The 22,218-nt window shown below is 45.0% G+C and carries 18 protein-coding genes; 17 read left to right on the top strand and 1 reads right to left on the bottom strand.

Annotation, left to right across the window (positions count from 1 at the left end; genetic code table 11):
- Positions 1–204 precede the first annotated feature (204 nt).
- From CZ794_RS13370 to CZ794_RS13410, 9 genes are all read left to right on the top strand, one after another.
- The gene (locus CZ794_RS13370; RefSeq protein ID WP_179207317.1) at positions 205–1,005 is read left to right on the top strand and encodes a transporter substrate-binding domain-containing protein; all 801 of its coding nucleotides are present in this window, start codon (positions 205–207) and stop codon (positions 1,003–1,005) included.
- Positions 1,006–1,055: 50 nt separating this feature from the next.
- A complete protein-coding gene (locus tag CZ794_RS13375) occupies positions 1,056–2,015 on the top strand; it encodes a transporter substrate-binding domain-containing protein (protein WP_087042071.1) in 960 nt (319 codons plus the stop codon).
- Positions 2,016–2,242: 227 nt separating this feature from the next.
- Positions 2,243–3,055 carry an ABC transporter substrate-binding protein gene (locus tag CZ794_RS13380; protein WP_087042205.1) on the top strand — a complete coding sequence of 271 codons (813 nt, stop codon included), beginning with the start codon at positions 2,243–2,245 and terminating at the stop codon, positions 3,053–3,055.
- A gap of 437 nt (positions 3,056–3,492) precedes the next feature.
- Positions 3,493–4,227, top strand: a complete 735-nt coding sequence (locus CZ794_RS13385; RefSeq protein WP_087042072.1) for an ABC transporter permease — start codon at positions 3,493–3,495, stop codon at positions 4,225–4,227.
- Between the two features lie 12 nt (positions 4,228–4,239).
- Positions 4,240–4,965 carry an ABC transporter permease gene (locus tag CZ794_RS13390; RefSeq protein WP_087042073.1) on the top strand — a complete coding sequence of 242 codons (726 nt, stop codon included), beginning with the start codon at positions 4,240–4,242 and terminating at the stop codon, positions 4,963–4,965.
- Positions 4,966–5,165: 200 nt separating this feature from the next.
- Positions 5,166–5,882, top strand: a complete 717-nt coding sequence (locus tag CZ794_RS13395) for a fumarylacetoacetate hydrolase family protein (protein ID WP_087042074.1) — start codon at positions 5,166–5,168, stop codon at positions 5,880–5,882.
- A gap of 249 nt (positions 5,883–6,131) precedes the next feature.
- Positions 6,132–8,354 (top strand): PhoX family phosphatase, encoded by a 2,223-nt coding sequence (locus CZ794_RS13400; protein WP_087042075.1) that lies wholly within the window; start codon positions 6,132–6,134, stop codon positions 8,352–8,354.
- Positions 8,355–8,585: 231 nt separating this feature from the next.
- Positions 8,586–10,100 carry an alpha/beta fold hydrolase gene (locus CZ794_RS13405; protein WP_087042206.1) on the top strand — a complete coding sequence of 505 codons (1,515 nt, stop codon included), beginning with the start codon at positions 8,586–8,588 and terminating at the stop codon, positions 10,098–10,100.
- Positions 10,101–10,133: 33 nt separating this feature from the next.
- Positions 10,134–10,766 carry a hypothetical protein gene (locus tag CZ794_RS13410; RefSeq protein ID WP_087042076.1) on the top strand — a complete coding sequence of 211 codons (633 nt, stop codon included), beginning with the start codon at positions 10,134–10,136 and terminating at the stop codon, positions 10,764–10,766.
- Positions 10,767–10,880: 114 nt separating this feature from the next.
- On the opposite strand, the gene CZ794_RS13415 is transcribed toward CZ794_RS13410, so the two are convergent.
- Positions 10,881–11,861, bottom strand: a complete 981-nt coding sequence (locus tag CZ794_RS13415; protein ID WP_087042077.1) for an Hsp33 family molecular chaperone HslO — start codon at positions 11,859–11,861, stop codon at positions 10,881–10,883.
- A 386-nt stretch (positions 11,862–12,247) separates the two neighbouring features.
- On the opposite strand from CZ794_RS13415, the gene CZ794_RS13420 reads away from it, so the two are divergent.
- The 8 genes from CZ794_RS13420 (at position 12,248) to CZ794_RS13455 (ending at position 22,184) form a co-directional block, all read left to right on the top strand.
- The gene (locus tag CZ794_RS13420; RefSeq protein ID WP_087042078.1) at positions 12,248–13,231 is read left to right on the top strand and encodes a glutamate/aspartate ABC transporter substrate-binding protein; all 984 of its coding nucleotides are present in this window, start codon (positions 12,248–12,250) and stop codon (positions 13,229–13,231) included.
- A 95-nt stretch (positions 13,232–13,326) separates the two neighbouring features.
- Complete coding sequence (locus tag CZ794_RS13425; protein ID WP_062843778.1) at positions 13,327–14,073, top strand: amino acid ABC transporter permease; 747 nt, start codon at positions 13,327–13,329, stop codon at positions 14,071–14,073.
- Positions 14,070–14,741, top strand: a complete 672-nt coding sequence (locus tag CZ794_RS13430; RefSeq protein WP_087042079.1) for an ABC transporter permease subunit — start codon at positions 14,070–14,072, stop codon at positions 14,739–14,741. Before CZ794_RS13425 ends, CZ794_RS13430 begins: the two co-directional genes overlap by 4 nt.
- Before the next feature lie 178 nt (positions 14,742–14,919).
- Complete coding sequence (locus CZ794_RS13435) at positions 14,920–15,639, top strand: amino acid ABC transporter ATP-binding protein (protein ID WP_062845812.1); 720 nt, start codon at positions 14,920–14,922, stop codon at positions 15,637–15,639.
- Positions 15,640–16,006: 367 nt separating this feature from the next.
- Entirely contained in the window at positions 16,007–17,272 is a 1,266-nt protein-coding gene (locus CZ794_RS13440; protein ID WP_087042080.1) for an FAD-dependent oxidoreductase, read from the top strand.
- 313 nt (positions 17,273–17,585) lie between these two features.
- Entirely contained in the window at positions 17,586–19,340 is a 1,755-nt protein-coding gene (locus CZ794_RS13445; RefSeq protein WP_087042081.1) for an AMP-binding protein, read from the top strand.
- Between the two features lie 254 nt (positions 19,341–19,594).
- Positions 19,595–21,205 carry a carboxyl transferase domain-containing protein gene (locus tag CZ794_RS13450; RefSeq protein WP_087042082.1) on the top strand — a complete coding sequence of 537 codons (1,611 nt, stop codon included), beginning with the start codon at positions 19,595–19,597 and terminating at the stop codon, positions 21,203–21,205.
- A gap of 172 nt (positions 21,206–21,377) precedes the next feature.
- Positions 21,378–22,184, top strand: coding sequence for an enoyl-CoA hydratase/isomerase family protein (locus CZ794_RS13455; RefSeq protein ID WP_087042083.1), 807 nt, complete (start codon positions 21,378–21,380; stop codon positions 22,182–22,184).
- Positions 22,185–22,218 lie beyond the last annotated feature (34 nt).

The following is a 22,218-nucleotide window of genomic DNA, read 5'->3' on the forward strand; positions in this document are numbered from 1 at the left end:
TCACTGTTTATTACACTTTAATGACAGTTGGTATGCAAAATGTTTGTTTTTGATATTTGAGTCAGGTATTATCAGAAAGCTTACCGACAGCCAGTGATAGTAGGCTTCGGTATATTCTACGCTTTATATTGCTTGTCTGGCAGGGACGTCAGAAAACAAAACATCAGAACCTCGTATTAAAACCCATCAGAATTTAAGGAATATATGATGTCGAATTCTCGCCTATTGTGGTCATCGATGACTATTACCGCCGCGTTAATGCTAAGTGCTTGTAGTCAACCTGCTAATGATGCTACGGATGCCGGCGCTGATGCAGCGGCAGCAGACACGTCTGGCAAGACCATTCGTATCGCAACCGAGGGCGCTTACCCTCCTTTTAACTATACCAATGCCGATGGCAGCTTGGCAGGTTATGATATAGATGTGGCTAACGCTTTGTGTAAGCAGATGGAAGCCAAATGTGAAATCGTTGCTCAAGATTGGGACGGTATCATTCCTGGTCTGTTGGCACAAAAATATGACGCGGTTGTGGCGGGTATGTCGATCACGCCTGAACGCCAAGAAAAGGTTGATTTTACCGAACCTTACTTCGCCAATACCATGGTTTGGCTGACCAGTACCGACGGCAAATTTGATCCGAAGGCGATTAGTAACTTGACGCTTGGTGGTCAACGTTCAACCACGCCTGGTGCGTATCTACAAGACAACTATGAAGGCAAAAACGGTAATACCGTGCAGTTGTATGACAATTACGACAATGCCTATCTAGATTTGAAGTCTGGTCGTAGTGATGCCGTATTGGCAGAAAAAGTATCTGCAAAATCATGGTTGGCAGACAACCCTGAAGGCTTCGGTATTGTTGGTGATGAAATCGACAATGACGATAATATTGCCATTGCTGTTCGTAAAGGTGATGCCCTCAGAGACGACTTTAATAAAGCGCTTAGTGAAATCCGTAGTAATGGTGAACTGGCACGTCTTGAGCAAGCGAACTTTGGTCAATAATCCTCTATTGGTCCATAATCTTCTGATTGAAAAACGAAGGAATAGCAAACATGACAATATCCATGACATCATCTTTAAAACATAAGTCTCTAAAAAGCAAAGCGTTTTGGCTGGCACCACTCAGTGCCGCGCTATTAATGCTGGCAGGCTGTAACAATAGCTCAGCGCCAGAAGAAGGTGCTGCTACTGATACGCAAGCTGATGCACCATTGAACATAAAAATTGCCACCGAATCGAGCTATAAGCCATTTAGCTATACAGATGCTGATGGCAAATTGATTGGCTATGAGATCGAGCTGGTCGATGCTTTGTGTGCGCAAATGCAGGCGAAGTGTGACATTATTTCTCAAGATTGGGATGGCCTGATTCCAGGACTAAACGCGCAGAAATTTGATGCCGTTATCGCTGGTATGACAATCACCCCTGAACGTCAAGAAGTCGTCGAATTTAGCGACCCGTATTTTCATACTGGTATTATTTTGATCGGTAAAAAAGGCGATGACGTCAGTGTGGCAGATTTAAAGGGCCAGCCTATCGCTTCACAGCGTTCAACCGTCGCCTCACAATACCTGCAAGATGAGCATGCCGATGCTGACATCAAGCTTTATGATACCCAAGACAATGCGTATCTGGATCTGACGTCAGGTCGTGTACGTGCCATGATGTCTGATAAAGTCACGGGTGTGGATTGGTTAAAAACCGACGCGGGCAAAGGTTATGAAATAAAAGGCCAAGAAATCATTACTGACCAAGATGCCATGGGTATTGCGTTCCGTAAGGGTGATCCACTGATTGCTAAGTTCAACAAAGCGTTGGCTGAGTTAAAAGAAAAAGGGACTTATGATCAGATCACTGGCAGTTATTTTGGCACCAGCTCAACCGCTGCTGCACAAAAAGCAGCCGCTACTACAGGCGTAGAAAAAGCCGTAGTGGTTGAAGGGGACAACGCCAATGTTGATGGCAATGCTGTTATTGCCAAAGAAGAGCAAGCAGAAGTCGCGACCAACTAATACTGTTGTGCCGTTTATAGAAGCAACTTTAAATGATGAGCAGATCTGGCAATGCGTGTATCGCATTGCCATTTTATAATGTGAAGCGTTATTTTTATTGGTAAATATCAAGGATGATCATGAGCGTTCGTTTTGACCACTATGCGGTAACCAAAAAATCTGTAACCGAAAAAGCAGCCGTTGCTACAGGTATAAAGGCACGACATTTACCCCTGTCGTTAGCCGCAATGATGGTGGTATTTGCATTGACAGGTTGTGGTAATGGTCAAAATAATACTACGGATACAGCGACTCAGGATAAAGCCGCATCAGGCGATATCTTGCGTATCGCTACCGAAGGCGCGTATGCACCTTTTAACTATACCAGTCCTGATGGCACACTTGGCGGTTTTGATGTCGATATTGCCAATGCGTTATGTGCGGATATGAAAGTGACTTGTGACATCACCTCACAAGATTGGGACGGTATCATTCCTGGTCTAAAAGCGGGTAAATACGATGCGATTGTGGCTGCTATGTCAGTGACGCCTGAGCGCGCGCAACAAGTGAGCTTTACAGAGCCGTATTTTAGCAATACGCTGGTTTTTTTGGCCAAAAAAGACAGTAGCTTTGATCCGAGCAAAAGTGAAGATATCAATTCGCACTCAATCGCGGCTCAGCGCTCCACCATCTCTTCACAGTGGCTTGAAAAGGCATACCCAAAAGCGGAAATGAAACTTTATGACACTTTAAGTAATGCGTTTTTGGATTTGGGCTCAAGTCGGGTTGATGCAATGGTTTCTGATAAGTTGCCAGCGTTAGAGTGGCTTGGCACCAAATCAGGCAGTGCTTATGCACTTAAAGGGGAAGAGATTGATATCAATGATAATTTTGCCATTGCTGTACGTCCAAACGATGCATTACAAGCAAAGCTCAATCAGGCGTTGACCCATATCAAAGCTGATGGCACCTATGACAAAATCCATCAAAAGTATTTTGCGATTCCAAAAACAAGTGCAGCAGAAAATACAGCAACAGAGACAGACAAGCCAGCTGGATAATGATTAATCGTTTTGCACCATGATTGTTCTATGATTATTATGCTGCTGCTTAGGTTCATTTCAAAAAAGATATTGTCCCAGCGGCCGTATCTTTTTTTATGGGTCATTAAAATGCGCTGATTATGCCGTACTGATCGCCAGATTTTTGTGAATATGGCTGATTTAACTCACGTTTAGGCGCATAAGTACCTATTTAGACACAGCTTTTACGCGTGAGTATTAACATAGCGCGTAGTGATTATGATAAAATCAGCGCTCATTTCTACTGTGTCAATTTTCGCAGCCGTCATCGTATTGATTTGACGTCAGTTTATGACGCATAAGACCACCATGTGATCGGTCTAACATACGACTGTCAGCAGCGCTCAGCCATTGATGCTGATTCTTTTAACTCATATTTTGCAAATTGCTAATATAAAGAGACTGAGTGGATAATTGTGTTTGATTTACAAGGATTTGGCGCGCTATTACTAAGCGGCGCTACTGTCACCATCAAACTTGCCGTGACCAGTCTGGTCATTGGTATGGTTTTGGGACTACTCGGTGCCACAGCGAAGCTGTCAAATATTTGGCTGCTGCGTAAGATTGCGACTGTCTATACGGCGACCATGCGCGGTATTCCAGAGCTGTTGTTGGTACTGTTTATCTATTATGGCGGCTCTATACTGCTGATGACACTGCTCAAAAAATTCGGCTATAACGAATATATCGAGATCAGTGCATTCTGGGGCGGCGTTATGGCGCTGTCTATCGCTTTTGGTGCTTATGCGACCGAAATTTTTCGTATGTCGATTCAAGAGATTCCGATAGGGCAGAGTGAGGCGGCGCAAGCAATTGGTATGCGTCCTTTGCAGACGTTTTATCGTATTACTTTACCGCAAGTGTGGCAGATTGCTTTACCTGGTTTGGGTAACTTGTTTTTGGTATTGCTAAAAGATACGGCATTGGTGTCGGTTGTGGGTCTAAAAGACATTATGTATCAGTCATCGCGTGCTGCTCAGTCAACGCAGCAGCCATTTACCTTTTATATGGCAGCCGCGATTATTTATTTGGGTTTGACCATGTTGATTACCGGTTTTATGATGTGGCTTGAGTGGCGCGCCAATCCAGCGGCACGCTATGCCAAAAAAATAAGCCGTCAATCAACTCACCGTCAATCGACCATAGGATAGAGGAGAGATACTATGGATTGGAATTGGCAGGTCATTTTCGATAATATTCCTGAGCTCTTAAATGGGGCGGTTCTGACCGTACAGCTGGTCGTACTTTCGGGTGTGATTGGACTGTTTTTCGGTTTGGTTTTGGCACAGCTGCGTTTGTCAAAAAGCTGGTTAGTACAGATACTACCGTTTTCTTATATCTTCTTTTTCCGTGGCACACCGCTACTGGTACAGATATTTTTGATTTACTATGGTTTGGGTCAGTTTGAAGCCGTACGTAATTCGTTCTTGTGGGAGCCTGTGCTGAGCCAAGCGTATTGGTGTGCCATCATTGCGTTCACCATGAATACCAGTGCGTACTTAGCCGAAATCATTCGCGGCGCGATTCAGACGATTCCTGTTGGTGAGCTAGAAGCTGCTGATGCTATTGGTATGTCAAAATGGCAAAAGCTCACGCGCATCACGCTACCTCGTGCCTTTGGCATCGTGATTCCTGCCTATAGTAACGAAGTGATTTTTATGCTCAAGGGCAGTGCGCTGGCATCCACCATTGCATTGATGGATATTACAGGGGTTGCTCGTACCATTAGTGCGCGTACTTATACCTTGATGGAGTTGTTCTTTGCGGCTGGTGTGATTTACCTTTTATTGTCGTGGGTCATATTATTTAGCTTTAGATTGTTTGAAAGAAGAATGAATCGCCATGCAAGCTATGTACCGCCAGATGTGATTACCAATACCATACCTTAATGATTGGCCTAAAAATAGTCTTAAAAAACACACGAAATAGCGGGTTAATATTCATATATTAATCCGCTATTTTTTTGTTGGACGGTCACTTATTTTGTTTTTAGGACTAGCTTTAAAATGAAGACAAGCTCTAGAAAAATAGTGACAGATAGTGCAGTATGTATGACCTACTTATCTATAATCTGCTGTGAGCGCCTAATATGAGTCAATCACCACATCTGTCTTTAGTCGATGCCATTACTGATAATGCCAATGCTGATACGAGCACTACCAATATCAATGACAACGTACGTGCCTCTATTGGTAAAGTAGTCTGCGTTGGTCGCAACTATGCCGAGCATGCTCGCGAACTTGGTAACGAAGTCCCAAAATCGCCTATATTGTTTATGAAACCTGCGTCCTCAGTCGTCAGTGTACGTCATGATATTGTTCGCCCCAGTCCTGAGATATATGGCGACACGCATTATGAAGCGGAGCTTTGTATTCAACTGTCAGCGGATTTGTCAGCGGCAACTGCTGAGCAAGCAAAGCAAGCGATTGGTGGGGTGACGTTGGGGCTGGATTTAACCTTACGTGACCTGCAAAGTAAGCTGAAAGAAAAGGGCCATCCGTGGGAGCGTGCTAAGTGTTTTGATGGGGCGTGCGTGCTTGCTGATTGGCTCAAGCCAGAGGCGTTTGGGGATTTTAGCCAAGTAAACTACCAACTCACTATCAATGATGAGCTGGCGCAAGATGGCGATAGTGCGATGATGCTGTTTTCAGTTTATGAGCTGTTGGCAGAGATTAGTCACGCTTTTAGCTTGCAGGCAGGGGATGTGATTATGACTGGCACGCCAAGTGGCGTTGGTATTTTAAAAGCAAATGACGAATTAAAATTAACGCTTGGCGCTCATGAGTGGCAGGTAAACGTTCGCTAATTTTGTTGTATCAGCACTGCGTTATCTTTTTGATGTAAATCAGTTTTATAAAAGTCCCAGCACTCGCTTGGGATTTTTTTTATTCCAACATTTTATCTTTATACGTTATTTAGATAGATTCACTATAAAATTTCAACGTACTGTCATAAACCAGCAGTAAACTTGGACGTAATTCGTACTTTAGCGGTCAAGAATCTTAGCCGCATTTATCCTTTTACGCCAATCCAGCCAACTGCAAGGTGACTGATAATGACATTGTTAAATAAAGAGCTAGAACTCGCGCACGAAATCGTTGAAGATTCAAATCCTACCAATAACACTGATTTTCAGACCATTATCAATCGTCGTCTGAATCGCCGTAGTATTTTAAAAGGCGGTACAGGATTGACGGCAGCCGCGTTCTTTGGGGCGCTACCTTTGGTGGGCTGTAGCGATGACGACGACAATAGCCGTCCTATCGTAGAAAACGGCAATGATGCAGCCATCCCTGCGCAAGGCGATTTAAAACGCCCTGAAACCTTAAAGTTCAATGCCGTAGCGCATTCAACGGCTGAGGCAATGACGGTAGCAGACGGTTATAAAGCCGAAATCATATTGCCACTTGGCACGCCACTGATGCCTGGGATTGAGGATTGGAAAGACAATCGTGAGCAATCAGCTGAGTCTTTTGAATGGCGCATGGGTGACAATCATGATGGCATGTGGTTTTTTGGCAAAAAAGGCAACGGCTATGACGCCAAGGCGGCAGAAAATGGTCTGCTGGTGATGAATCATGAATATGTGAACAGTGAAGAGTTGAGCCCATTTGGGTATTACGTCATTCAAGATAAGGATGCCGCGCCTTTATTTCAAAGCCGTCGTCTTGCCAGTGATATCCGCCGTGAGGTCAACTGTCACGGCGTGGCAGTGGTTGAGATGACTCGCCGAGCAGACGGCAAAGGCTATGAGATGGTATCAACGTCAAAATACAATCGCCGTATTACCAGCAGTACGACGTCGCAGTTGGCTGGCCCCGTGGCTGGATCTGACTTGGTAAAGACCAAGTTCGATCCAACAGGGTATCAAACTCGCGGTATCAACAATAACTGCGGCGCAGGGTTGTCACCTTGGGGCACATACCTCACCACAGAAGAAAACTTCTTAGGTGTGTTCGCACGTGGGCAAGATGCCAGTCAGTTAAGCGCTGGACACAACCATGGTCGCGAGCGCTATGGGGCATCAGAAAACTCTCCAGGCTCCAGATATTTATGGCATACCCCTGACGCAAAAGACGCCATCATACCAGATGAGTTTTCACGCTGGGATATGACAGCCGTTGGGACAAATGCCACTGAAGATTACCGTAATGGCTTTAATACCTTTGGTTATATCACAGAGATCGATCCTTTTGATCCAAAATCTATGCCACAAAAGCGCACAGCAATGGGACGTTTTGCTCATGAGAACTGCGCCTATGCGCCCGTGGAACAAGGTAAGCCCGTCGTTTTTTATATGGGTGATGATGCCCGTGGCGAGTATATCTATAAGTTTGTCTCAAACGCTGTGTGGTCGAACAGTGATATTGGTGGTGGCTTAAAAGCAGGCGATAAATATCTGAATGACGGCACGCTATATGTTGCTATTTTTAATGAAGATGGCAGTGGTGAATGGAAAGCCTTGATTCATGGTCAAAATGGCTTAGATGCGTCTAATAGTGAGCTGCCTTTTAGCGGACAAGATGAGGTATTGATTTTTGCCCGTGCAGCAGCTGATGTGGTTGGTGCTACCAAGATGGATCGACCTGAATGGGTGTCAGTCAGTCCGATGACAGGCGAGGTTTATGTGACCTTGACCAATAACACCAATCGCGGCGTCAAGGAAGATCAACCGCTTTCAGCTTCTAATCCTCGTAGCTATCAAGTTGACGGCAAAAATCGTGGTAATGAAAATGGCCATATTATTCGCTGGGCAGAAGCAGGTGGTGATCATGCGGCCATGAGTTTTGAGTGGGATATTTATCTGTTTGCCACGCCTTATGATCTGACCGCAGAAAACTTGTCACAATTGAATGATAGTAATGACTTGTCATCTCCTGATGGTCTGTACTTCGATCCACGCGGTGTGTTGTGGATACAGACAGATGATGGCGCTTACACTGATACCACCAGCTGTATGTTGCTGGCAGCATTGCCTGGTAAAGTCAGTGATGGGACTGCCATAACGACCTCAGCAGGGCAACAAACACGAGTTGGAATGCCTGCCAGTAACGATAATATCAAACGTTTCTTTGTCGGTCCCGAAGGCTGCGAAGTGACAGGTATTACCATGACGCCAGACTTCAAAACGCTCTTTATTAATATCCAGCATCCAGGGAATAGTTGGGGAGCCATCAAAGGCGGTAAAATTCCGCGCTCAGCAACAGTCATGATCACTCGTGATGATGGCGGTGTCATACTGGCAGAGTCATTTGACACAGCAGAGGGTGTGGCTTAACAATCTAAGTGCTTAAAAAGAATGACTCAGAATTAGAGGCTTAGAGAGTTTAGTAGTCAGTAATAAAATGACCAAAGAATTAAGCTATCCAAAAACCCCAAGCTAAGGTTTGGGATTTTTTGTTTTTATCCCTTTGATAATAAACCACTTACCGATCAAATCATTCGCTTTTATTTCATGCGTTTAAAGGATAGTATAGGCAACTATTCTCTTCATTGAATGTGCAACGTCATGAATGCTACGAGTAGTCCCGATCTATTTTATAATAACTGTGCCAATCAAAATGGCGCTACCAGCGATGGCAATCTCAATGTCGATGCATATACAGATGCAAGTCAGGCGCTTGAAACCCAGTCAAAACCAGATGCCAGCGCGCCTTTACACAGCGATTTGTACGAGCAAATCGACCAGCTAGAAGCCATCGACGTCGATGAACTGCTTAAATTACTGGCAGATGAAGGGGATGAGACAACCACCCAATATGTGACGTTGGCCGATTTTTTTGAAGGATTGGCACAGCTTGCAACGATGGGAGTGGTTGAGATTACTGATATCGTGGAAGCCATCCACCGTGAAGTTATCTTACGCCCTTTGGGGCTTTTCAATGAAAAGTACCTTAACAGCTGGCAGCGCGGTATCACTGGACGTATCTACGGTACGGTACGTCGTATTGTACTGTTGGTGGGCAACAATCTTGCCTCAGTGCTGCGCTTATACAAAAATAACGTGCGCCAAAAAACGGCACGACCACTGCCTGATGTCTTAAAAAAACTGGTACATGTGCTCAATGGCGTCATGGGCGACCATCTTGTCACGCATAAAAACGTCCTTGCTGTACCTATGAAGCTCTACGATAGAGAGGGCAAGCTGCAAAGCAATACGCTATCAGGTCGTGTCACTATTTTATGTCATGGCTTGTGTATGAGTCATTTGAGCTGGCAATCACAAGACGATCATATTGGCTTGGGGGATGCTATTGCTAAAAGTCAGCCAGAGACGACGGTTTTATATCTTGATTATAATACAGGTCGGCGTATCTCGCGTAGCGGTCGTCAGTTTTCACAATTATTACAAAACTTGGTCGATGACAATCCCAATATCAGTCAGATAGATTTGGTCGGGCATAGCATGGGCGGCTTGGTTTCGCGCAGTGCGCTATTTTATGCCGAACAAGAGCATTTAGATTGGATCATGCGTGTCGGTAATCTGATCACATTAGGCTCACCGCATCACGGTGCCGTGCTTGAGCGTATTGGCAATCATGTGCAAGACATCATTGCCAAGTTGCCGTTTGCAGGGTCACTTGCCAAGCTTGGGGATATGCGTAGTGCGGGCATTATTGATTTGCGTCATGGCAGTATCCGAGATGCCGATTGGAATGCACTAGAAGGTCGTAGCGTACTGCCACAAGATTTTCGCCATCCTGCGCGCTTGCCAAGTGGTATCAAAACGTATTTTGCCGCCAGTGCTTTGATTGAAACGCATTATGACTCCAAGATGACAAGCCTATTGGGTGATGGCTTGGTATCAGTAGCATCAGCGCTTGGGGAAGATGATGTCGAACACGCGTTGTTTGTACCAGACGGACACAAAGCGGTGTTTTATGGCGTAAGTCACATGAACTTAATCCAAAGTAGACGGGTGCGTGAACAGGTAGTGGAGTGGCTCTTGGACAATGGACACAGTGATTATGCGGACAGACCTCGGATATACTCTTACCCCAGAAGTTTGGCGCTTGCGTTGTAAAAGAGGAATTTTACTAGATATAAGAAATTTATAATGAAAAAAATATCACTGTGTTTGGTAAGTTTGTTCTTATTGATTAGCTGTGCCAAGCCAAATGTACACGACCCTAATGCTCAAATTAAAGTAGATGTAGAGGGAGACAAATACGTCATTCCGTTAAACCATATTGTCAGGCCAGACACAGGTAGTTACGCAAGCTTTGAGACGGATATGGGTCATGGTTATTTCTTTTGGCCAAGTGGTCGAGGGCTAAATAATAATGATAAAAACCCAAATATCTTTGATTATGACAATAATATTATAGAGTTTTACTGGACAGCTAAAAATTCGCAAATTGAAGGTGCTGATATTCTGACTAGAATAAACACTATCAAACAGGAAGAAAATAGAGATTTTGATAGAGACGCTTATGAATTAGAAGCATATATCGGGTCAGGCGATACCTACGCTATATACTACATAGGAAATATTGATTTACAATCACCTATTATGATTCGCTGTATGCCTACAATTAATGAAGACCAAGATCGAATGTGCCAAATGGAATATATGTATCCTGAATATAATAACTATGTAAGAATTCAGTTTTCAAAAAAACATTTAGCTGACTGGCAAGCAATCAATGCAATGGCGATTGATTATATAGAAAAATGGCATCAAGACTGAAGATGGTTTGATATCAAAGCAATGATGTACCTTTCAAAATTGCAAAAACAAAAACCCCTAAGCATCACACTTAGGGGGTTTAATATAAGCGTCAGCCTAAATTATTTGCAAAACCTACTCAGCAAATATTGCTGCTACATCGTCTTTATCAAACGTATAGACTTCACCACAGAATCCGCAGTCCATCTCAAACGTACCGCCTTGTTCTTCAACGATCTCAAGCGCTTCCGCTTCGCCAATTTGCTCGATTGCCATCTCACATTTCTCGCGTGAGCAAGTACAGCCAAAGGATAATGGCACAGGGTCAGGCGCGACGACACTTTCTTCGTGGTACAAGCGATACAAAATTTCGTTGGCATCAAGCGTGGTCAGCTCTTCTGCTTTGAGCGTTCGTGTCAACACACTCAGACGTATCCACAAATCATCATCGATACCAGCGTCTTCGTTTTGCTCAACTTCATACGTTTCTTCTGCTGTACGAGGTAACATCTGTACCAATATGCCGCCCGCTTGTAAGCCATCAGAAGCCAAGTTAATCAGTGTTGGAATCTGCGCTGATTGTTTCTGATAATGGGCCAAGCAATCTGCCAAATTGTCATGACTGCGTTCAACAATACCTTGATACGGCTCGCCGCCTTCAGGTTGGATATTGATAAACAATACGCCTTGACCGGGTGCACCAAGCTCTGCAAATGCTTCTTTGGCATGGGTCATGTTTTCCCACGCCTGCACTTGCTCGTCCGTCTCGCCTTTCCAGCTGGCAAGCGCGCGAATGATACCGTCTTGATCGCACTCTGCCATCGCCCAATTGAGCAAGCTGTCACTGTCTGATGATTGCAGTTGAATCGACAAGCGGCCGTTTATTTTAACGGTACTGATGAGCAAACTTGCTGCCGTCAGCATCTCGCCTAACAAGCGTTTGATGGCTTCAGGATAAGGCTTTTGAGAGATGGTGCTCGCGTAGCTTCGTGATAGGCGCACCACATCACCGCGCACTGGCGAATCCTCGATAAAGAAGCGCTGACGTATGTCATTATCGCTATGGTGGCCAGTGGCTTGGCTGTCTGTGTTAGGGACTTGAGTATCTTGTGTCATAGGTCATTTGTAGTATTAAGAAGTTGTTAGCTTTATGGGGATTGATCCCGATTTATCAATTGGCCTTTATAGATTGAATCGTTGTTTTGAGCGATTTATCCAGCAAAAATAAGCGCATTTTCTTATAAATAACAGAGAATATAAGACGTCATCAGACACACTTTATTTGAAGATAGAAAGATAAACAACGGGCGAGCCACAAAATAATAGTATCAGTAAAAAAAACTTCCCTACGCCTGTTAATTTGTTGTACAGTAACATTAAGTTGCATTGTGATAAATACTAGCAACAACCACAGGGATGCGTGGCAATAGGGTCGATTTCTATGACCTGTGTCGTCAAAGCACTCATTCAATCTTGTGTAATGTGATAAAAGGATGTGTTTCATGAGCTATTCATTTTCCAAACCGTTGACGTTGGCTGCCTTTATGGCATTAGGCCTAGTGGGTTGTAATAACAGCAATCAAACTGCCACTGAGACAGCGCCAGCTGATGACGCCACAACAACAGAACCTGCAGCAAACACCAACGGCACGCTCCAAAAAATCAAAGACTCTGGCACTATCGTTGTCGGTCACCGTGACTCCTCTATTCCTTTTTCTTATATTGCTGATGATCCTAATCAACCTATCGGCTACGCGCATGATTTAGAAATGAAAGTGGTCGAGGCCGTTAAGCAAAAGCTTGATATGCCAGATCTAAAAATCCGCTATAACTTAATCACCTCACAAACCCGTATTCCATTGGTACAAAATGGCACGGTAGATTTTGAGTGTGGTTCAACGACCAACAATGAAGAGCGCCAAAAACAAGTGGCATTCTCAAATGGTTTCTTTGAAATTGGTACGCGTCTACTGACCAGTAAAGATTCAGGCATCAAAGATTTTGCGGATCTAAAAGGCAAAACTTTGGTCACCACCGCTGGTACAACATCAGAGCGTTATATCCGTCAGTACAATGATGACAACAAGCTGGGCATGAATATCATTTCAGCAAAAGATCATGGTGAAGCCTTCTTAATGTTAGAAAATGGCCGTGCCGATGCCTTTATGATGGATGATGTGTTATTGGCTGGCGAAAAAGCCAAAGCAAAAAATCCAGATGAGTGGGTTATCGTGGGTGAGCCGCAATCATTTGAGATCTATGGTTGTATGATGCGTAAAGATGATCCTGAGTTCAAAGCGGTTGTCGATGAAGCATTAAACAATGTCTTTAGCTCAGGCGAGATCAATAGTATCTATGATAAGTGGTTCTTAAACCCAGTCCCACCGAAGAACGTCAACCTAAACTTTGAGATGTCAGACAACTTAAAAGCGTTGATTGCCAATCCTCATGACGGTGCTCAGCCAAAAGCTGCGACCGCGCAATAATCGTTTGTCCTTCACTATAGCGTCGCTTACGTATTTGCCTGACATCTTGTTACGCTCATACGTAAGCTTTTTAATCGTTGCTCGGAGAGACAATCATGAATTATAGCTGGAACTGGGGTGTGCTCTTTGAGCAAACTGGTATCGGTAACGAGCTGTATATCCATTGGATAATTACCGGTCTTGGCTGGCTGTTGTTGATTGGCAGTATCGCATGGGCTATCGCCATGGTTGTGGGTACCATCTTTGGCATTATGCGTACTTTACCCAATAAGACGGCTCGTGCAATCGGTACGGCTTATGTGACATTTTTTCGTAATATTCCATTGCTCGTTCAACTGTTTTTTTGGTTTTATATTGCCCCTGGATGGTTGACGCCTGCGATTCAAGACTGGTGGTATAAAGATCTATCGCCAAATACATCCGCTATGTTGTCGGCCAGTATTGGTCTTGGGTTATTTACGGCCGCTCGTATTGTCGAGCAGGTGCGTACTGGTATCGAATCATTGCCCAAGGGACAGGTCAATGCCGCTTATGCGCTTGGCTTCAATGTCTCACAAGTTTATAAAGAAGTGTTATTACCGCAAGCCTTTCGTATTATTTTGCCGCCACTCAGCTCTGAGCTGACCAACTGTTTCAAAAACGCGTCTGTCGCATCATTGGTTGGGGTAATGGAGCTGATCAGTCAAACCAAAACCATCAGTGAATATACTCAAAATAGTATTGAAATCTATACGTACGCGACGATTATCTATTTGGTATTCAATCTGTCTTTGATTGCAATTATGGGTTTCATTGAGCGTAAGCTGCGCGTACCTGGACTGATTGCAGGAGGTCGCAAATGACTATGATGACCGAATTGGCGACTGCCTATCCTGGCCTGATGGGCGGCATGATGACCACCTTGAAAGTGCTGGTGTTGGCGATTATTGGTGGTATCAGTTTAGGAACAATACTGGCATTGATGCGCTTGTCTGGTATCAAAGCCCTTGAGATACCTGCAAAATTGTACGTCAACTATTTCCGTTCAGTGCCGCTGCTACTGGTATTGCTATGGTTTTATTTTGCCGTACCGATGATTTATTTTTGGATAGCAGGCAAATATCTGCAACTGGATGCGGCTTTTGCGTCTTGTGTGGTTGCCTTTATGATGTTTGAGGCCGCTTACTTCTCAGAAGTGGTACGAGCGGGTATTCAGTCGATTGGTAGCGGGCAGGTCAACGCTGCAAAAGCGCTTGGCATGACTTATGGTCAGACCATGCGATTGGTGATTTTGCCACAAGCATTTCGAAAAATGCTGCCATTGATTTTGCAGCAATGTATTATTTTATTCCAAGACACGACACTGGTATTTGCCATTGGCTTGACGGATTTTTTCCGCGCCGCCTACGTTCGAGGTGAGCTCATGGGCTTACTCACGCCTTATATTTTAGGCGCTGGTGCGATTTACTTTGTCATCAGTTTGAGTGCGTCTATTGGCGTACAGCAGCTACAAAAACGGTTAAGATTTTAAGGCCGTTTTTGTACCAGTTTTTTCGTGTTAACACTTTTATTGAGTATCGACTATCAATGACAATTATCAAAAATAATGTGGTTAGGAGCCAGTGATGAGTAATGCTGATACGTATATAAACGCTTTTGGTGGACTGGTCACCAATAATGGTCATGCGAGCGACGAGATAGTCATTCAAATGAGTGAAGTCAGCAAATGGTATGGCGATTTTCAAGTACTAAAAGACTGTACCGCCCACGTTCATAAAGGCGATGTGGTGGTTGTTTGTGGTCCATCGGGTAGTGGTAAATCAACTCTGATTAAGACAGCTAACGGATTAGAGCCTTTTCAGAAAGGTAAAATCATGGTCAATGGCATCTCTGTGGGTGACCCAAAGACCAATTTGCCTCAATTGCGCAGCCGCGTCGGCATGGTGTTTCAGCATTTTGAGTTGTTTCCGCATCTGACCATTATCGATAATTTGACAGTGGCGCAGATCAAGGTGTTGGGACGCAAAGAATCTGAGGCCAAGCAAAAAGCCATGGCGTATCTAGATCGCGTTGGTCTGACGGTGCAAGCCGCCAAATACCCAGCGGAGCTATCAGGCGGACAGCAGCAACGTGTGGCAATCGCTCGTGCACTTGCCATGGATCCGGTGGCGATGCTGTTTGACGAACCAACGTCGGCGCTTGACCCCGAAATGATTCAGGAAGTACTGGATGTCATGGTGGAGCTGACCCGTGATGGCATGACCATGATGTGTGTCACTCACGAAATGGGTTTTGCTAGTCAGGTAGCCAACCGCATCATCTTTATGGATGAAGGCAATATCGTTGAAAACTGTAGTAAAGATGAGTTCTTTGAAGGCGCAAAAAGTGAGCGTGCGCAAATGTTCTTATCGAAGATTCTCAACCATTAAAAACTTGCATTATAGTCAGTGCTAAATAAAAAGGGTCACACATTATTACGTGCGACTGACACGCGCTACTGAAACAAATTTTTCTTGCTTGCTGTGCCTTCGCAGACAGAGGCGACGCAAAATTTATCTCAGTAGCGCTGTCTGAATCTTATAGTAGATTATCTATATGTTGATATTTGCAGTGTCTATTTAACTTATCTATGAGCTGTCTAATAAAAAGCGTCTATTTATAGGCGCTTTTTTATGCGATTGACTATTTGCCCCTAGTACCTCTCACTGTTGAGGTGAGTGCATGTCTGTTTACTGGTACAATGGCTGACATGATTTTTGATAATTAAAATAATTCTTTATTGATACTGGAGCTACTATGAACGCAGAAACCCTATCGGTAACATCATCAGACAATGGTGTCGTCATCATCGGAGCAGGCTTGGCAGGTTGGCATGTCATTGATGCCATTCGTGCAAAAGACAAAGAGATTCCAATCACGTTGGTCACGACTGATAGTGGCGATCGTTACCATAAACCCATGCTCACGATGGCAATTAGCCAAAACAAACGCGCATCAGATTTGGTACGTGCATCTGGTAGCGATGCGGCAAAAACCGCAGGCGTGACGTTGCTTGCCGACACACAGGTCACAGATATTGATACGGCTACCCAGCAGTTACAGCTTATCTCTGCTAATAGACCAGATCCCGCCCACACGGATTATGCGACGATCAGCTATGGTAAGTTGGTGCTAGCAATGGGCGCACATCCTATATTCCCTAAAAGCTTACCAGAGGATTTGGTTTGGCACGTCAATCATATTGAGCGCTTTGGTCAGCTGCAAGAAAAGCTCGCCACTGGCAGTCAGCATGTGGCTATTGTGGGCGCTGGCATGGTCGGTACTGAAATTGCCGAAGACTTACTCAAAGCAGGTCATCAGGTGACATTGATTGACCTAAATGACGCGCCACTCTCGCAAATGCTACCGCCAAAAGCCACGGCTCGTATTGCCAAAGCGGTACAATCACAGGGCATTAACTTTTTAGGTGGTTATCAGGTGTCTGGCGTCCGTCGTATTAATGATGGCGACAATACTAATGGCGTTAATGCTCATGAGAATGAAGGCAAGCTACAAGTCAGCTATGAACCGATTGCTTCATCTTCAGGCGGCAATAATGACTCATCGTCTCAAACAGTAATAGTTGACCATGTGATTGCCAGTACAGGTTTGACGGTGGATGATAAATTACCAATAGCTGCAGGCGTTGAGTTCGATCGTCGTACCGGTATCGTGGTTGACGCGCCCACATTGCGCACCCATGCTGCCAATATTTATGCTATTGGCGATTGCATGTCGATCAATGGGGTTGCTTGTCGCTACGTCGCACCATTGCGTGCGCAGGCGGCGACTATTGCTGATGATATCTTAGGTCTAGAACATGGTGGCTATGATCATAAACCACCCATGATACGCCTAAAAAACAAGGCCATCTCTGTCATGGCAACGGGTGTCCCGCAGGCGAATGGCAATTGGCAAGTCAAGAGTGAAAGCGATGATGAGCTCATCATGGAATTGCTTGACGATAACAATGATATCAGCGCAACCGTAACCATCAAAGCACCAGCGACACCCAGCGCGTAAAGACAATCATCACACCCAAATTATAAAGTCAAATGAGACAGCTGTTTGATCGTTGTCTCTCACGACTAAGCCAGTCATCCTAAAATAGCGTGACTGGCTTTTTTGTGTCAAATATTCGTCATGTTTTTATGGTATTGTTAATGAATACCATAAACTGACAACTCGATTAAATGATACATTTTGTATTGATATTGTTGACAGTCTTTCGTTTATGGCGGTATAGTAATTGACATTATATAAAAGCTGTTCAAGGAAGAGTGGTTTATTTTAAGCTATTAATACGTATCATAAAAGTAAAACGAAAGGACTCGTTATGACTCAAACCCCTGATTTTGAAAACATCCTCAATACTATTCCTAGTGTTAATATGGGCGCGCGCTCAGCCAATGCCCCGCTTACTCAAAGTTATGATAAAGGCCCTGATGTACCGCTGATTGAAGCGACCATCGGCGACTTTTTTGACGCCATCGTCTTTCAGTATCCTGAGCGTGAAGCACTGGTGTCGTGCCATCAAAATATCCGTTGGACCTACCGAGAGCTACAACAACAAGTCAATCAACTGGCCAGTAGTATGATTGAGATGGGACTTGAGATTGGCGATCGTATTGGCATTTGGTCGCATAACAATGCTGAATGGCTCTTGATGCAACTTGCGACTGCCAAAGTCGGTGTTATCTTAGTCAATATCAATCCTGCCTATCGTACCTTTGAACTGCAATATGCCCTCAATAAACTCGGCTGTTCAGCGCTCGTGCTTATGCGTCATTTCAAAAGTAGTGATTATGCCAGCCTGATCCGTGAGCTGTGTCCTGAGATTTATCATAAAGATTATACCCAGCTTGATTTGGTCGAGATTCCAACGATCGAGCGTATCATTTGGATTGATGAGCCGAACAGTGATGAAGAATTTGGCTTTATGCAAAAGTTCTCGGCGTGGATGAGTGAGGGCGACGCCAACGATCCGCGTGTTGCCGAGCGTCAAGCACAGCTTAAAAACACTGATGCGATTAATGTGCAATTTACCAGTGGTACGACAGGCACGCCAAAAGGCGCAACGCTCAGCCATCGCAATATCTTAAACAACGGCTACTTCATCGGTGAGGCAATGAATCTCACGGAAGTCGATAGACTCTGCATCCCAGTACCGCTATATCATTGTTTTGGCATGGTACTTGGTAATCTCGCGATTCTCACGCATGGTGGCTGCATCGTTTATCCAAACGACGGTTTTGAGCCGTTGACGGTATTAAAAGCCGTCGAAGAAGAAAAATGTACAGGTCTACATGGCGTGCCCACGATGTTTATCGCCGAGCTTGATCATCCTGAATTTGAAAACTTTGATTTGTCTACCCTGCGTACGGGCATCATGGCAGGCTCCAGCTGTCCGATTGAGGTTATGCGCCGTGTCATCGATAAGATGCATATGAGCGAGGTAACGATCGCTTATGGTATGACCGAGACCAGTCCGGTGTCTTGTCAGACTAATGAGCATACGCCACTTGAGAAGCAAGTATCGACCGTCGGATTGGTGCAGCCTGCGCTTGAGGTAAAAGTCGTCGATACCGAGACGGGTGAGATAGTGCCACTTGGCGAGACGGGCGAGCTACTTACGCGAGGTTATTCGGTGATGAAAGGCTATTGGGGCAGTCGTTTTAAGACGCGCGAAGCCATTAAAGATGGGTGGATGCTGACGGGTGATTTGGCCACGATGGACGAAGAGGGTTATGTCAAAATCGTTGGTCGTAGCAAAGACATGGTGATCCGTGGCGGCGAGAATATCTATCCGGTTGAGATCGAAAACTACCTTTACCGTCATCCTAAGATTCGTGACGTACAGATCGTTGGCATACCTGATGAGCGTTATGGTGAAGTATTGGCGGCATGGATTATTGCAAAAGAGCCGGACAGTCTGACCGAAGAAGAAGTGCGTCAATTCTGTAGTGAGCACATTGCTCATTATAAAGTGCCCACCTACTATCGATTCGTGACGGAATATCCCATGACCATCACGGGCAAGATTCAAAAGTATAAAATCATTGAACAAATGAAAGAAGAGCTGGGTTTATAAAGAAGCAACTGCCCAATTTACCTTTTAAAAACTTTTATATGATCGATTCAATGTACAAAGAGTACCGTGCTGCTGGTATGAATTTTTCCAAGCCTCTGTCGGCGTAGGCGCAGCAAGCGAGAAACATTCATACCGGCATAACCGTTTTTAGTTCTCTTTTTCATTTTGGAATGATGATATAAGTAACAACGACAACGATGAGTAAAGACTAAAATAAAAAGATACTCACATTTATATATGAAAAAAGGGATGTCATGAGCAATATTATCACCAGTAAACTGAGTCCAAACTCAAGCGACTTTCAGCAAAACAGTGCGGCGATGCAAGCGATCGTTGATGATTTATATGTGCACCTGCGTAAAGTTGCCCAAGGCGGCTCAGAGCGCGCCCGTGCCAAGCATCTAGCACGCGGTAAGTTGCTACCACGCGAGCGTGTCGAGCGTTTGCTGGATGTGGGTACGCCGTTTTTGGAAGTTGCGCCAATGGCAGCGCATGACATGTATGGTGAAGATATTCCAGCAGCAGGCGTGATTGCGGGTATTGGCCGTATCAATGGCGTCGAGTGTATGATTGTCTGTAATGATGCCACGGTAAAAGGCGGCACGTACTACCCAATGACGGTCAAAAAGCATTTGCGCGCCCAAGAGATTGCACAAGAAAATCATCTGCCGTGTGTTTATTTGGTCGATTCAGGTGGTGCCAACTTACCGAACCAAGATGATGTGTTCCCTGATAAAGAACATTTTGGCCGTATCTTTTTTAATCAAGCCAACCTAAGTGCGGCAGGTATTCCACAGATTGCTGTCGTGATGGGTAGCTGTACAGCTGGCGGTGCGTATGTGCCTGCCATGAGTGATGAGTCTATCATTGTCAAAGACCAAGGCACTATCTTTTTGGGTGGGCCGCCACTGGTAAAGGCCGCAACAGGCGAAGAGGTGACCGCAGAGGATTTGGGCGGCGGCGATGTGCATACGCGGCTCTCAGGTGTGGTCGATCATTTAGCGCAAAACGACACCCATGCGTTATCCATCGCTCGTAATATCGTCAGTCATTTGAATCGCCCTGCCAAACATATCCCCAATCAAATCACACCGCGTCCGCCACGTTATGACGCCAAAGAATTATACGGCGTGATTCCAACGGACAAGCGCAAGCCATTTGATATCAAAGAAATTATCGCCCGTATCGTTGATGACAGTGCCTTTGATGAATTCAAAGCGCGTTTTGGTACGACGTTAGTTTGTGGGTTTGCTCATATCGAAGGGATGCCTGTTGGTATCATTGCTAATAACGGTATCCTATTTAGCGAGTCAGCGCAAAAAGGCACGCACTTCATTGAGCTGTGCTGCAAGCGCAAAATTCCATTAGTATTCCTGCAAAACATCACAGGCTTCATGGTCGGGCGTAAATACGAAAACGAAGGTATTGCCCGTCACGGTGCCAAGATGGTGATGGCGGTTGCCAATGCCAAAGTACCAAAATTCACCATCATCGTTGGTGGCTCGTTCGGCGCTGGTAACTACGGTATGTGCGGCCGCTCTTATAGTCCACGTTTCTTATGGATGTGGCCAAATGCCCGTATCTCTGTGATGGGCGGTGAGCAGGCTGCTTCAGTATTGGCAACGGTCAAACGTGATAACTTTGATCGTAAAGGCGAGGCGTGGAGTGACGAAGACGAAGCAGCCTTTAAAGCGCCCATCCGTGAGATGTACGAAGCGCAAGGTCATCCATATTATGCCACCGCGCGCATGTGGGATGATGGCGTGATTGACCCTGCTGATACCCGTCATGTGCTGGCATTGGGTCTGAGCGCCGCTTATAACGCTCCGATTGAAGAAACGAAATTTGGGGTCTTTAGAATGTAGCTGTTTATATAACAGCTTGTCTAAAATCACGATTGGCTGTGTCAGTGATTAAGCGATGTCCGTCATCAAAAATTCAAAAACTATGGTTATAGTGGCGTGTGGTTGAGTAATAGAATTTCTTAGCCATAGGGTTTTTATCTAAATACAATAACAGCGACGAAAAGAGAGAGTCATGCAAAAAGAGACAAATAATTATAAAAGCCTGCTGGTCAGCGTTGAGCAGCATGTGGCAACGGTAACATTGAACCGTCCTGAGATACGTAATGCCTTTAATGATGAAATGATTGCCGAGCTGACAGATGTTTTCACTGTGCTTGGTACTGACGATGACGTACGAGTCATTGTATTAGCAGCTGCTGGTAAAGCATTTTGTGCGGGCGCTGATCTTAATTGGATGCGCGCCATGGCGGACTATAGCTATGAAGAAAATCTAGCAGATGCGGATAAATTGGCGCAAATGCTCAAGACGATTTATGAATGCCCCAAGCCGACGATTGCGGCGATACAAGGCGATGTCTATGCTGGTGGCATGGGTCTCGTTGCCGTTTGTGATGTGGCCATCGCGGTGAAGATTGCTAACTTTTGCCTCAGTGAAGTGCGTTTGGGATTGGCACCTGCAACCATTAGTCCTTATGTCATACGAGCAATGGGCGCTCGAGCCGCGCAGCGTTATTTCTTAAGTGCAGAAGTGTTCGATGCCAAAAAAGCACGTCAGCTTGGCTTTATTCATGAACGCGTTAGCGAAGAATGGCTGGATGACGAGGTCGCAACACTTTGTGCCAAAATGGTCAAAAACAGTCCCGATGCGGTTAAAACCTGTAAGCAACTTCTACACGATGTCGCTGGCGCGCCCATTACTGATGACTTGATTGCGGATACCGTCAAAGGAATTGCTGATATTCGCGCGTCAACGCAAGGTCGCGAGGGTGTGCAAGCATTTTTGCAAAAGCGTAAGCCGGATTGGTTGACAGCAGACTAACTAGCAGCAGAATAATGATAGATAAATGAAAAAA

It is taken from the genome of Psychrobacter sp. JB385 (genome assembly GCF_900163785.1).
In the GTDB taxonomy this organism is placed as follows: Bacteria; Pseudomonadota; Gammaproteobacteria; order Pseudomonadales; family Moraxellaceae; genus Psychrobacter.

Coding starts and splice junctions, on each gene's coding strand:
- CZ794_RS13415 (WP_087042077.1), bottom strand. CDS start 11,861: ATGACACAAGATACTCAAGTCCCTAACACAGACAGCCAAGCCACTGGC.
- CZ794_RS13440 (WP_087042080.1), top strand. CDS start 16,007: ATGAACGCAGAAACCCTATCGGTAACATCATCAGACAATGGTGTCGTC.
- CZ794_RS13430 (WP_087042079.1), top strand. CDS start 14,070: ATGACTATGATGACCGAATTGGCGACTGCCTATCCTGGCCTGATGGGC.
- CZ794_RS13395 (WP_087042074.1), top strand. CDS start 5,166: ATGAGTCAATCACCACATCTGTCTTTAGTCGATGCCATTACTGATAAT.
- CZ794_RS13455 (WP_087042083.1), top strand. CDS start 21,378: ATGCAAAAAGAGACAAATAATTATAAAAGCCTGCTGGTCAGCGTTGAG.
- CZ794_RS13405 (WP_087042206.1), top strand. CDS start 8,586: ATGAATGCTACGAGTAGTCCCGATCTATTTTATAATAACTGTGCCAAT.
- CZ794_RS13375 (WP_087042071.1), top strand. CDS start 1,056: ATGACAATATCCATGACATCATCTTTAAAACATAAGTCTCTAAAAAGC.
- CZ794_RS13390 (WP_087042073.1), top strand. CDS start 4,240: ATGGATTGGAATTGGCAGGTCATTTTCGATAATATTCCTGAGCTCTTA.
- CZ794_RS13425 (WP_062843778.1), top strand. CDS start 13,327: ATGAATTATAGCTGGAACTGGGGTGTGCTCTTTGAGCAAACTGGTATC.
- CZ794_RS13445 (WP_087042081.1), top strand. CDS start 17,586: ATGACTCAAACCCCTGATTTTGAAAACATCCTCAATACTATTCCTAGT.
- CZ794_RS13370 (WP_179207317.1), top strand. CDS start 205: ATGATGTCGAATTCTCGCCTATTGTGGTCATCGATGACTATTACCGCC.
- CZ794_RS13400 (WP_087042075.1), top strand. CDS start 6,132: ATGACATTGTTAAATAAAGAGCTAGAACTCGCGCACGAAATCGTTGAA.
- CZ794_RS13380 (WP_087042205.1), top strand. CDS start 2,243: ATGATGGTGGTATTTGCATTGACAGGTTGTGGTAATGGTCAAAATAAT.
- CZ794_RS13420 (WP_087042078.1), top strand. CDS start 12,248: ATGAGCTATTCATTTTCCAAACCGTTGACGTTGGCTGCCTTTATGGCA.
- CZ794_RS13435 (WP_062845812.1), top strand. CDS start 14,920: ATGAGTGAAGTCAGCAAATGGTATGGCGATTTTCAAGTACTAAAAGAC.
- CZ794_RS13450 (WP_087042082.1), top strand. CDS start 19,595: ATGAGCAATATTATCACCAGTAAACTGAGTCCAAACTCAAGCGACTTT.
- CZ794_RS13410 (WP_087042076.1), top strand. CDS start 10,134: ATGAAAAAAATATCACTGTGTTTGGTAAGTTTGTTCTTATTGATTAGC.